This window comes from Moorena sp. SIO4G3, from assembly GCF_010692305.1.
GTDB lineage: Bacteria > Cyanobacteriota > Cyanobacteriia > Cyanobacteriales > Coleofasciculaceae > Moorena > Moorena producens_A.
Genome location: NZ_JAAHIG010000273.1, coordinates 1 through 12,185 on the forward strand (window position 1 = coordinate 1; position 12,185 = coordinate 12,185).

The following is a 12,185-nucleotide window of genomic DNA, read 5'->3' on the forward strand; positions in this document are numbered from 1 at the left end:
TTGTCAAGATCTGGCGAGAGAGTGCTTGGCACTTAGGTTTAACTTTAGCTGGTCTGAGTTATGTATTATTGTGTGTTAACTATAGTGCCTACGACGTTAACCCAGATAGTTACCTGAGAGCATGGGGTCTGTTGTGGCTAATCACTCCATTATCTCTGACTGGAGTAGCACGTGGTTATCGCAGTTGGCAACCCCCTCAAGACAAGTTTGTGATCCGGTTGAGTGTAGTTGCTGTAATCCTATCCCAATTCCTGATCCTAGGAATACCAGGAATGCGGTTAATCAGTTTAGCGATCGCTACAGCACTGATGTTGGTTAACACCAGCTATTTAAAGCAATTAACATCAGCAGCAATTACCGTAGGATGTGGCATCAGCTTAGTCGGGTTCCTGCTTTGGGATGGCATCCCTGGCTTTCCCCAACCGTCCGGAGAAGATTGGTTTGTTGTTGGAGCGATCGCTATTTTAACCTTATGGTTATGGCAAAGCTGGTTACTTCGTATTAGCAAGATACAAGATAAGCAATCACAATTAAAAACTTCAAATCAACAAGCCAACCTTGGCCAAAAGGCCACGCTACGCGAACAACAAGCCAACCTTGGCCAAAAGGCCACGCTACGCGAACAACAAACCAACCTTGGCCAAAAGGCCACGCTACGCGAACAACCATCTAACCTTGGCCAAAAGGCCACGCTACGCGAACAACCATCCAACCTTGGCCAAAAGGCCACGCTACGCGAACAACCATCCAACCTTGGCCAAAAGGCCACGCTACGCGAACAACCATCTAACCTTGGCCAAAAGGCCACGCTACGCGAACAACCATCTAACCTTCAACCATCTAACCTTCAACCATCTAGCCTTCAACCATCTAACCTTGGCCAAAAGGCCACGCTACGCGAACAACAAACTAACCTTGGCCAAAAGGCCACGCTACGCGAACAACAAACTAACCTCCCAAAACTCTATGCACAAGCAATGGATGGGTGGGCGATCGCACTGTTTATTTTTCAGCTAATTCTGCTGACTTGTTATTCTCTGATAGTCTACATTGGGTTTGGGTCACCAACATGGTTTATGCTCATTGTAAATGCAGTGACCTTAGGAGCGATCGCCTATCGCAGTTTTCCTTATCCATCCAACTGGGCTATTTATGGGATTGGTTGGAGTGTGGAACTGTTAACTACAGAAACGCTGGGCTTAACAGAAGCGCTGGGCTTATTTGAGCATTCACTGATCAATTTAGCCATTGCCAATATAATATTAGGACTAATTGCTCAATTGTTAGGAGATTGGTGGCGACGCCGATCTAATCTCGACAAACTACCTAGTAGCTGGCATATTATTCCCCTGCTATACGGTAGCTTAGGACCGCTCTTAAGTTGGGGAAACTTTACCAATTGGACAGGTTTATTGTCTTTTGCCCTAGCAATAATTGCGATTGGGGTAGGGCGTCGCCGTGCAGAATTTAAACCTCTAATTTACCTTGCTCTATTTGGGATATCGGTTTCTACCTATCAACTGTTGTTCTATCAATTATCCCAATTAGGAGGAGGAGCAAAAGGGGATGGATTGATTATAATGGCCGTGCTTGGCACTAGTATCATGTACGCCTATCGGGTATTGTCTCCTTGGCTGAAAAGATATCTACATTTTACCCCCAAAGAACTAAAGGTTATTTCCCATCTCCATTGGGTATGGAGTAGTTGTTTGTTAATAGCAGCAACAACTGAGCCCATTGAATCCGCCATGATGCTGGGATTTAGTACTGGTGCGTTTTTAGTTATCTATGCTATTTCTCAAGGACGGAATCGCTCCAATCCCTTGCTTGGAGAAATCTGGGTTTATTTAGGTTTTGTTGAAGCATGGGGGATGCGGCTGTATTGGATTAATACCCCTGTGGCGCGTCTGTTATCGGGACCATTAGTGCCTTGGAAAGGTGCGATCGCATCCTTAGTCGCTTACTTTTTGTATTTCCTACCTTGGGAAAATTGGGGTTGGTCGAAACGTCCTTGGCAAATTGCTGCTTTCTTAATCCCCCTGATTGCTATTGGCGAAAATCCCTATAGCGGTAATTTAGCTAGTTTGCTGATTATCGCAGCTTTCTATATTATTCTCGCAATTTTTAATCAGCAAATTCGGTTTACCTTTATCAGTGTAGTAGTAATTGACTGGATGTTGCTCCGCTGGTTTGAACAATTACACTTAACTGCTGCTCTTTGGTATGTTCTCCCCTTGAGTTTATCCTTACTCTATATTGCCCAAGTCGATCCCTATCTAAGCCAACCCCCCCAAAAACAAATACGTCACAATCTCCGGTTAATCGGGACTAGTATGATTTGTTTGGTTTCCTTTTGGACTGCTCAATGGCTTGGGTTATTAACTGGGGGAATTAGTGTAGTGCTAATTTTTGCTGGATTGGCGATGAAAGTAAGAGCATTTCTTTATATTGGAACTGGAACATTTTTAATTAATGCTATCTACCAACTACTGATTTTTAGCGTTGATTATCCATTTTCTAAATGGGTGGTAGCCCTGTTTGTCGGAATTGGGTTTATCTGGATTGCCGCTACCTTTGAAACTCGCCGTGATCAGATTACAGCTTGGATGAATCAATTCCAAAGTTGGGAATAACTTTTGGTTGAAGGTTGAAAGTTGAAAGTTGAAAGTTCAAAGTTGAAAGTTCAAAGTTGAAGGTTGGATGAGGTTTACCAAAGACAAAATCACTGATGGTGACGTTTACGCTATGGTCTGTTTTTTATGAATTTTTCGCCCTTAGTCCCAATCTAGTATTTCCAAATAGATCCTAAAAACTAATGCTGATTGATCCGAACAGCAAAAAATATTCCGCTATGGGACAATGCTAAATAGGGAGACAGAAATGCTATCTCCCTATTGAAAACTATTATTTAAAACAATGCGTTAAAAAATAGTTAGGCATCATTTAAAGCAGCAATTCCAGGTAGAACCTTACCTTCGAGTAACTCAAGGCTGGCACCACCACCGGTGGAAATGTGGCTCATTTGCTCAGCAACACCAACTTTTTCCACGGCAGCTACTGAGTCACCACCACCAATGATGGTAGATGCACCTGTCTTGGTCAGCTCAGCCATAGAGTTTGCGATCGCTTCTGTGCCCTTGGCGAACTGATCAAACTCAAACACTCCCATCGGACCATTCCAGATCACAGTTTTGCAATCTGCCAAAGCCTCCTGAAACACCTTGACAGAATCTGGACCAATATCCAAACCCATCCAGCCATCGGGAATAGCTTCAATACTGACAGTCTGGGAATTAGCATCAGGGGCAAAATTATCTGCGATGACCACATCGGTGGGCAACAGCAATTGTACACCACGCTCTTTGGCCTTAGCTTCTAAAGATTTCGCCAAATCGAGCTTATCGTCTTCCACCAGGGACTTACCCACACTCATACCACGGGCCTTGTAGAAGGTAAAAATCATTCCACCGCCAATTAGCAGTTTATCCACCTTCTCCAGTAGAGTGTCAATCACCCCAATCTTACTGGACACCTTAGAGCCGCCAATAATTGCAGCTAGAGGCTTTTCGGGATTTTCTACAGCGTTTTGTAAATACTGCAGTTCTTTCTCAATCAAGTACCCAGCTACAGAAGGACTCAGGTAATGGGTGACTCCCTCAGTAGAGGCATGAGCCCGGTGGGCTGTTCCAAAGGCATCATTGACATACAAATCAGCAAGGGATGCCAACTGTTTGGTGAATTCTGGGTCATTCTTTTCCTCCCCAGCGTGGAAGCGGAGATTTTCCAGTAAAGCCACCTGACCATTTGCCAAAGCACCAACTTGGGCAGCGACCTCGTCTCCAACACAGTCTTTACACATGGTGACTGGTTGACCCAGCAGTTCCGAAAGACGGTTAGCAACGGGGGTTAGACGCAAGCTTTCCTTGACTTGTCCCTTGGGTCGTCCCAAGTGGCTACACAGGATTACCTTTGCCCCTTTCTTAAGTAAATCTTGAACAGTGGGTAAAGCAGCACGAATGCGAGTATCATCGGTGATGGTGCCATTGTCATCCAGGGGTACATTCAGGTCTGCTCTGACCAATACCGTTTTTCCGGCTAAATCTGATTCACTTAAATTGGCTACACTTTTCTTGGACACAGTATTAATCTCCTAATTGCTATTGCCTGCTAATCCCTGACTATCAGCCGTCTTGCCGGATGATTTGACGTCAGAGAGTCGCTGTACATTAACTGGTAAGTCACCAGCTGAATGACCAGGACAAAAGGTATTCTTTTGTTAAGACCGTTCACATTTTACCGGAGTCCGGATCCTGGAGGAAATCTGTGATATGTTCAATACCGTTGTATTTCCCATTGACTCAAGTCGAGAAAGCCGTGAAGCTGCTGAGGTTGTTGGGAACATAGTGCAAAAGTACGGCAGCAATCTATATCTGCTGTCAGTGGTTGAAAAACCTGACCCTAGCCAGGGTACAGCTGCTGCTTCCGAAGCAATGACATCCCCTGAAGCAGTAACAGAACTGCTTAACGGTGCCAAAGCACTATTTGCTCAGGAAGGAATTGAAGCCAAAACCCTGGAGCGGGAAGGAAAGCCTGCCTTCGTGATCTGCGATGTGGCTGACGAAATTGGGGCAAATTTAATTGTCATGGGCTCTCGGGGGCTAGGCTTGACAGATGAAGGTATAGCTAATAGCGTGGCCGATCGAGTGATTAATTTGTCCCCTTGCCCAGTTTTGATTATTCCCTAATTTGTGATTAGTCATTGGTTCAATAAAATTGCTTGGTTACTAATTGTCAATTGCCAATGGTCGATTTTCAATTAACTAATGACCAATGACTAATCAGCAATGACTAATGACTAATGGCTAATAACTCATGACAATCCAGTGGTATCCCGGACACATTGCCAAAGCCGAGCGAGAACTCAAGGAACAGTTGAAGCGAGTCGATGTGGTATTAGAGGTGCGGGATGCTCGGATTCCCCTCTCTACTCATCATCCTCAAACCGAGCAGTGGGTGGGTAATAAAACTCGGGTGTTAGTGATTAACCGGGTGGATATGATTGAGCCAAGGATGCGCCAACTTTGGGAATCGTGGTTTCAACAGCAAGGGGATATCCCCTATTTCACTAATGCTCAACAGGGTAAGGGTATCCGCGCTGTGGCTAAAGCCGCCCAGACAGCTGGGGAGGAAATCAATCAACGTAGGCGCTCACGGGGAATGCGACCTCGTCCTGTCCGAGCTGTGGTAATTGGATTTCCCAATGTCGGTAAATCTGCTTTAATTAATCGACTTTTGGGACGTCGTGTGGTAGAGAGTGCTCGTCGTCCCGGTGTGACACGCCAATTGCGTTGGATACGTATTTCTGACCAACTTGAACTACTTGATGCTCCTGGTGTTATTCCTGCCAAGTTAAACAATCAGCAGCAGGCGCTCAAGTTAGCTATCTGTGATGACATTGGTGAAGCATCTTACGACAACCAACGGGTAGCAACAGCACTAGTTGCATTCCTGAAAGATTTAGATAATATGAAGGAGTACACTCTTTTATTAAAGTCTTCTTTACAAAAGAGGTACCAACTAGACCCAAACCCATTGACCGCTGAAGATTACTTACATGGTCTAGCCGACTATCGCTATCAGGGAAACATCGAACGTACAGCGCGGCAACTATTGGGTGATTTTCGTAAGGGTTTACTCGGAGCAATTGCATTGGAAGTACCACCAGAAGTACTACCCTAAGTAACACCAATGTAATTTCTTAGCATCTACAGCATCTACACAAGTAAAATTACAAGCCCGATTCTACTAGTGAGTACTAGCTAGTGAGCGTCCTACTAGGGAGTATTACTAGGGAGTCTTTCTAGATAGTCTTTCTAGGGGGCCTAAGTTCCCTATGGATATGTTTGTCTATAAAAGGAAAGAATTTAAGTCTTATTGAACCAATATTGTCAATATCTCTTGAAAAAGAAATACCAGAACTTAAGCGAGGAAGCGAATTGAGGAGCTAAACCTAACTTGAGACAGATGACTTGAGCTAATTAGCGTAAACAACTTAAGTAATATTGCCGAGGGAAAAGTTTTTCAATCAGTCCTATAATCAGTATTGAGCACCGAAACAGCTGATGCAGGGCTTACGCAAGAACTCTACAGGTAGTGTTAACAGTTACCCTTTAACCCCTACAGGTAGTGTGTCGATGGCTGAATTGCGTAAGCTCTGTTTACCTGTATTAATAGATACTGCTATAAGCATAAATATTTCTTAACTAAAGTTTGTATTTGTTGACGGTTGACGGTTGTCTTGATTAGACCTATCGCAAAAGTATTGTCTTGATGCCGTGCCGAATTGGGGGAAGCCACGGCAGCGCCTCCCCAAGATCCCAGTGGCTCCCTTTGACAGCGCTACTTTGTCTTGATGCAGTCGCTCATGGGGGAAACCCCCAAGACCGCGCTGCATCGCTGCTGCATCGCTTTTCTGATACTGTTTTTCTTAATTATTGTCTGCTGATCGGAAGTTACCCGATCCGAAGTTGCCAACAACAGCAGCGAGGTCTATTGTGCCATTTGTTCCAAAATTATCCTAAAATCAGCCAAAATACCAGGCAAATTGTCTAGATTCAGCACAGGCACATGAACAAAGATACAAGAAGTATTGAGGTGATGCTCTCCAAGATACTTCAACACTTCGTAATAGAGTCCTTCGCAGACAAATTTACCAGCATCATGGCTAATCTCACATCCACTCAAGGCAGCTACTAGTTTCTCTAAGTTCACTGGGGTTTGAAGGCAGTCATCTTCACGACTAGCACAGGATTCGACGGTTAATTTGTGCCGTTTAGTAGCCATTCCACAACAAATAATCCGATCGGGTTGTATTTGATCAATTGTGGCAATTACCTGAGCACTAGCTTTGGCAATATCAACGGGCAACTGTCTTAGAAAAGTCAGGGAAGCAGAGAAATCAGTGATTTGAGAAATTTTTCCTAATAAATCATCGGAGGAGTTAGATACCTGATCCGGTAGCCAGGTTTGAAAGGATGTCAGGAGGATTTTTTTGTTCATTCAACAGAACCAATTAAAATAAAAATAGCTTGAATATTCCAATGTAAATGTAAGGGAAAGCAGGTTAATGCCAGTAATTGCGGTTGTAGACTACGACATGGGGAACCTGCACTCTGCCTGTAAAGGGTTACAGAAAGCTGGTGCAACTACCTTAGTGACAGATTTAGCAGCAGATATAGCACAGGCGGATGCGGTGGTACTACCGGGAGTGGGGGCGTTTGACCCAGCGATACAACATTTGCGATCGCGTAACCTGGAGCAACCGATTAAACAAGCTATTGCCAGCGGTAAACCCTTTTTAGGTATTTGTCTAGGTTTACACATTCTGTTTGAGGCTAGTGAAGAAGGCACAGAACCTGGATTAGGGATTGTGCCTGGGACAGTGCGGCGCTTTCGTCGAGAACCGAGTATTACGATTCCCCATATGGGTTGGAACCAGCTAGAGTTTACTCAACCGGATTGTCCCCTTTGGCAGCATTTATCGGGCAATCCCCGAGTCTATTTTGTCCATTCTTATTATGTTGACCCAGTTGACCCTGGGATTCGAGCTGCAACTACTACTCATGGGAGTCAAACCGTGACGGCTGCGATCGCTTACAATAACGTCGTAGCAGTACAGTTTCACCCGGAAAAGTCTTCTACTACAGGACTCCTTATTTTGTCTAATTTCGTGGCTGAGGTTAAGAGTTACTGCAATGATCGTACACTTGCTACCAAAGCCTGACAATTATTCTTCATTTAAAATGCTGCTACTACTACTGATTTAATCAGCACGCTCCCCACTGTCCTGTTTTTGGATGAGAATTTACGGCAATCGCCAACTGAAAACTTTGCCAGGACAAATTACCCGCCCGACACCAGCACGGGTGCGGGAGGCAGTATTTAATATTTGGCAAGGCAGTGTAGGGAATTGCCGATGGCTGGATTTATGTGCTGGTAGTGGTTCAATGGGTGCTGAGGCTCTATGTCGGGGAGCTGCTTTGGTGGTAGGGATTGACAAATGGGCAAAAGCTTGCTCAATTATTCGTCAAAACTGGCAACAGATGGCTCAGGCGCAGCAAGAATTTCGGGTGTTGCAGGGGGATGTGGTCAGGCGATTGAAAACCTTGGCTCCTCAGCAGTTTGACCACATTTATTTTGACCCCCCCTACGCTAGTGATTTGTACCAGCCAGTGTTAGATGCGATCGCTCAATACCAGCTCCTCGACAGCGATGGTGAGTTAGCTGTTGAGCATAGCTCTAACTACTGGCAACCACAACCAATCCCCAATTTAGAAATTTGTCGCCAGAAGGTCTATGGCAATACTGCCTTGACCTTCTATTGCCCATTGGTTTAGGTCAGAGGTTTGGTTTAGATCAGGGGTTGATCAGCTCTGGGAAGGAAAAACTAACCCCCAAGTTGGTTACCCCGTTGGTATTGCATATAGGCAGCAAAAAATAACCCCAATAGAGTAACAGGTATTAAGCCAAGGACAATCCCAACAAGCAACGGTTCTACCACACTAAGTCTCCTAATTAAGTTTTTTTACCTGTTTCTCATATTACTAGGTCTGATCAACCTTAGGGTGCTGCTGGTGGTCAAACAGTTATTTATCAAGCATTGTGAGTTCCATGGGTTGACATTGTTCAGTCACACTCAGGAGGCTCTGACCTCATGACCTAAGCCCTGAGTTGACTTGAGTACTTTTTCCTATATCCCAGCTTATATACTAAAATGTATACCTTAGATCTATTCCCTTAGTATCAGGTATATGGAAATTTGGATAGTGTAGCATATAATACAAATACACCACAAGATCTTGATTAATGACTCCATAAATTTTAAGCTATGTTTATAAATAAAAATAATACTTAGTCTAAGTATTCACTTATCATTGCTTAACACAACTTAATCAATGGTTCAGTTTTATCAAGATTACAAGCGCTTTATCGATAGTCAACTTGACAGGAGACCCATTGGAAAACCAGCTGGTCCAACCTAGAGTTCTAGTGCGGCGAGTCACCTTGATAGTACTAGTGGCTTTGCTTGCTATAAGTCTTAGCCTGATCGGAATTCCCATGATGCAGGATTCCGATCCTTATGTACAAAAGGTTTTGTCCCTCAACGGTGATCCAGTCCGAGGTGATGCTATTTTTCAAATCAACTGTGCTGGGTGTCATGGAGCCAACGGGGATGGCAATGTAGGACCAAGTCTACTGAGTATCTCTAAGAGAAAGTCTGACGTCAGCCTGATTCAGCAAGTGATCAGTGGTAGAACACCACCAATGCCTAAGTTTCAACCTCAGACTAGAGATATGGCAGACCTGTTGAGTTACCTGGAACAATTGTAACTAAAGGTTGAAGGTTAAATGTTAAATGTTAAAGGTTAAATAATAAAGGTTAAATAATAAAGGTTAAAGGTTAAAAGTTGAAAGTTGAAAGTTGTTCGCGTAGCGTGGCCTTTTGGCCAAGGTTGAAGGTTTTTCCCCAAGGGCGTCAGGTGTAGGATAGGTTGTTCCCCCAAGGCGATTCGATGTAGGGTAGGTTGAACGCGCACGCGTGGCCTATTGGCCAAGGTTTAAGGTTTTTAGGCTTTGGCGTTTGAGTAGGGTAGGTTGAACGCGCACGGGTGGGCTATTGGCCAAGGTTTAAGGTTGATGAAGAGCGCTGAAGAAAAAATATGCCCGTTAAATGTTGATTGACTTATAGCATTTCTGGCGTTGCTCATTGATTGGTGATTTAGCGTACGGTAATTTGAAATTATACCTGAATTCACCAAGGCCCATCGCTTTTACTATCAATTAAGTTTAACATTTGAAATGTCAATTATAGAAATTTAAATTATATATGATAACTAGTGAAACGATAGCTAGTCAACGGGGTGCAACTTGTTTTCCTTCCTGAATTTGCTCAGTGGGATGCAAGATCACTATTTCTCCTTCTCGAAGTCCTTGTTCAATCACTGCTTCAAGATTACTGCGCTGACTAATTATAATCTGACGTTTCTTCGCTTGGTTGTTTTCCACCACAAAGGTACACCAGGTCTGGAAGTTGATACTCCCTTGATGATCTTAAAATTGGTTAGTTCCCTGTGTTTTCCTTGTTCCAGAGACAGACAAATCATCCCTATTTTGGGCAATGGAGTCAAAGGAGCTATGTTGTTGTGAGTCGCAGCGGAAAATGGCACTTAAGGGAACGACTAGCACATCTGAGCTTTCCCAAACTACAATCCGTGTTTCTACCCGGTAGCCATCACCTAAAGGAATTGGGGAATCTACAAAATTAGCGATCGCATTCACTCGCTGTTCTTCTACCCCAAGAGCTGAAATTTTAGTAAAACCTGAGGGTTCGACGTACTTCACCTGAGCGTTTAGGGTGCGCTCTCCCCCCCAATGTTCAATGAGCATTTTTGCTCCTGGCTTGACTTTGACCGCATCAGTAGAAAGCAAATCAACGACAATCTCTAGGTCGGCAGGATTCCCTAGTTCCAACAGGGGGGTTCCGGCTTGTACATACCGAGCACTTTCCTCATTGACTCGTAGGACATAACCATCAATTGGGGAGTAGATTTCAGCACGGGCTACTACTAATGTGATCGCTATCACCTGAGCTCGCAATTGCCATAGGTCACGTAAGAGTTTACGGTCTAGGGAATTCATGGAAGTCTAAGACCAACCGAAAATATCAGGAACAGGCAAGATGCCCATTCCACAGGTGCGAGCCCGTTGGTGCGAATTTAATTCTTAATAGGTCAATGGCACCTAAAAACTCTTAAAATCATTCCATTATTAAGGAACGCTCCATTTTTTATAACTGCTGTTCTTCTTTATAAAACAAAGCTTCACACACTAATGTCAAGGCGAACAGACAGCAAACGAACAAAGTTGTTAATAATATTGCCATCATAGCTGACACCTCCTTGGGAAGTCTCTTACTTTCTGACTCCCTCTAGTTCTTTTATAGCTCCGGTTTTCTATCGAGCTAGGTAATTTGATTCAATTCTTAACATACTCAATCGTTGACTTACCACTCTAAATCTTCAGGAGCAATCTTAGTCTGATTACTATGTACACTAATAATCTCACCACTACCCATGGTAATCACCCGATCTGCCATAGCCGCAATTCCAGCATTGTGAGTAATTACAGCAGTAGTTCCAATTCCTGATTGACTCGCTCCAATACATTCAATACTAGCTTACCGGTCTGAAAGTCTAATGCTCCGGTTGGTTCATCACATAGGAGCACTTGAGGACGTTTGGCAATAGCACGAGCGATCGCAACCCGTTGTGGTTCACCCCCAGATAATTGAGCTGGAAAATGGTTAAGGCGATGGGTTAGTCCTACTAGTCCCAAAGCTTCCCGAGGACGCATCGGACGAGGAGCAATTTCGGTCACCAAAGCAACATTTTCCTGAGCCGTCAAGCTAGGAATCAAATTATAGAATTGGAACACAAAACCGACGCACTCCCGACGGAAGCGGGTAAGAGCACGATCATCACCACTTGATAGATCACGATTATAGAATTTGACTTGTCCGAAGGAGGGAACATCAAGTCCTCCGAGAATATTCAGCAGAGTGGACTTGCCACTTCCAGACGGACCAAGCAATACTACAAATTATCCTGCATAGAGGTCAATAGTAACTGATTTTAGTGCCTGAACATTCACCTCCCCCATCTGATAGGTTTTAGTCACGTCACGCACTTGGAAAATAGGTTCATTGTTCATATAGCGGTTGGCGACTTTATTCAGTACATCTTGCTAGGTTTTTAGGGAACAGGGAACAGGGAAGACGGAACAGGGAACAGGGAACAGGGAACAGGGAACAGGGAACAGGGAACAGGGAACAGAGTATTTAGCATTCAACCTAAGTTATTTATTATTGCAAATTTTTAAAAACAATTATTTTTTTGTACCATTTTCATAATTAAAATATCTGGTGCTATAAGTTATGATTAATTATTTCAATAGTAATTACTAGATATTAATCCTAAATAAATTGTAATAATTATTGTCTCCGATTCCCGATTCCCGATTCCCGATTCCCGATTCCCGATTCCCGATTCCCGATTCCCGATTCCCGATTCCCGATTCCCGATTCCCGATTCCCGATTCCCGATTCCCGATTCCCGATTCCCGATTCC

General features: G+C 43.9%; 13 protein-coding genes and 1 pseudogene. 6 read left to right on the forward strand and 8 right to left on the reverse strand.

Annotated features, from left to right (window positions below; all coding sequences use genetic code 11):
- A pseudogene (locus F6J99_RS32440) lies at window positions 1–2,633 on the forward strand (hypothetical protein); the annotation flags it as partial.
- 299 nt (window positions 2,634–2,932) lie between these two features.
- Here the strand turns inward: F6J99_RS32440 and F6J99_RS32445 are convergent.
- Entirely contained in the window at window positions 2,933–4,138 is a 1,206-nt protein-coding gene (locus tag F6J99_RS32445) for a phosphoglycerate kinase (protein WP_293119190.1), read from the reverse strand.
- Window positions 4,139–4,328: 190 nt separating this feature from the next.
- Here F6J99_RS32445 and F6J99_RS32450 point away from each other — a divergent pair, with 190 nt between their 5' ends.
- Window positions 4,329–4,745, forward strand: coding sequence for a universal stress protein (locus F6J99_RS32450; RefSeq protein ID WP_293119192.1), 417 nt, complete (start codon window positions 4,329–4,331; stop codon window positions 4,743–4,745).
- Between the two features lie 127 nt (window positions 4,746–4,872).
- Entirely contained in the window at window positions 4,873–5,739 is an 867-nt protein-coding gene (ylqF, locus tag F6J99_RS32455) for a ribosome biogenesis GTPase YlqF (RefSeq protein ID WP_293119194.1), read from the forward strand.
- A gap of 520 nt (window positions 5,740–6,259) precedes the next feature.
- Here ylqF and F6J99_RS32460 read toward each other — a convergent pair.
- A complete protein-coding gene (locus tag F6J99_RS32460; protein ID WP_293119196.1) occupies window positions 6,260–6,454 on the reverse strand; it encodes a hypothetical protein in 195 nt (64 codons plus the stop codon).
- A gap of 95 nt (window positions 6,455–6,549) precedes the next feature.
- A complete protein-coding gene (locus tag F6J99_RS32465; protein WP_293119198.1) occupies window positions 6,550–7,059 on the reverse strand; it encodes a peptidase C15 in 510 nt (169 codons plus the stop codon).
- A gap of 67 nt (window positions 7,060–7,126) precedes the next feature.
- Here F6J99_RS32465 and hisH point away from each other — a divergent pair, with 67 nt between their 5' ends.
- A complete protein-coding gene (gene hisH / locus F6J99_RS32470) occupies window positions 7,127–7,783 on the forward strand; it encodes an imidazole glycerol phosphate synthase subunit HisH (RefSeq protein WP_293119200.1) in 657 nt (218 codons plus the stop codon).
- Between the two features lie 73 nt (window positions 7,784–7,856).
- Window positions 7,857–8,396: a 16S rRNA (guanine(966)-N(2))-methyltransferase RsmD gene (rsmD, locus tag F6J99_RS32475; protein WP_293119202.1), complete on the forward strand. Its 540-nt coding sequence runs from the start codon at window positions 7,857–7,859 to the stop codon at window positions 8,394–8,396.
- Window positions 8,397–8,446: 50 nt separating this feature from the next.
- Here rsmD and petG read toward each other — a convergent pair whose 3' ends face one another.
- Window positions 8,447–8,560 (reverse strand): cytochrome b6-f complex subunit V, encoded by a 114-nt coding sequence (gene petG, locus F6J99_RS32480; protein ID WP_070395274.1) that lies wholly within the window; start codon window positions 8,558–8,560, stop codon window positions 8,447–8,449.
- Between the two features lie 455 nt (window positions 8,561–9,015).
- Between petG and F6J99_RS32485 the strand changes: the two genes are divergently transcribed.
- Complete coding sequence (locus F6J99_RS32485) at window positions 9,016–9,390, forward strand: cytochrome c (RefSeq protein WP_293119204.1); 375 nt, start codon at window positions 9,016–9,018, stop codon at window positions 9,388–9,390.
- A gap of 35 nt (window positions 9,391–9,425) precedes the next feature.
- Here the strand turns inward: F6J99_RS32485 and F6J99_RS32490 are convergent, their stop codons facing one another.
- The 4 genes from F6J99_RS32490 to F6J99_RS32505 all read right to left on the reverse strand — a co-directional run bounded on the left by F6J99_RS32490 (window position 9,426) and on the right by F6J99_RS32505 (window position 11,649).
- Entirely contained in the window at window positions 9,426–9,614 is a 189-nt protein-coding gene (locus F6J99_RS32490) for a hypothetical protein (RefSeq protein WP_293119205.1), read from the reverse strand.
- A 298-nt stretch (window positions 9,615–9,912) separates the two neighbouring features.
- On the reverse strand, window positions 9,913–10,068 hold the full coding sequence (locus F6J99_RS32495) for a hypothetical protein (RefSeq protein WP_293119206.1): 156 nt from the start codon (window positions 10,066–10,068) through the stop codon (window positions 9,913–9,915).
- 42 nt (window positions 10,069–10,110) lie between these two features.
- Window positions 10,111–10,698 carry an HlyD family secretion protein gene (locus tag F6J99_RS32500; RefSeq protein WP_293119208.1) on the reverse strand — a complete coding sequence of 196 codons (588 nt, stop codon included), beginning with the start codon at window positions 10,696–10,698 and terminating at the stop codon, window positions 10,111–10,113.
- Between the two features lie 483 nt (window positions 10,699–11,181).
- Complete coding sequence (locus tag F6J99_RS32505) at window positions 11,182–11,649, reverse strand: ABC transporter ATP-binding protein (RefSeq protein WP_293119210.1); 468 nt, start codon at window positions 11,647–11,649, stop codon at window positions 11,182–11,184.
- Between the last annotated feature and the right edge of the window lie 536 nt (window positions 11,650–12,185).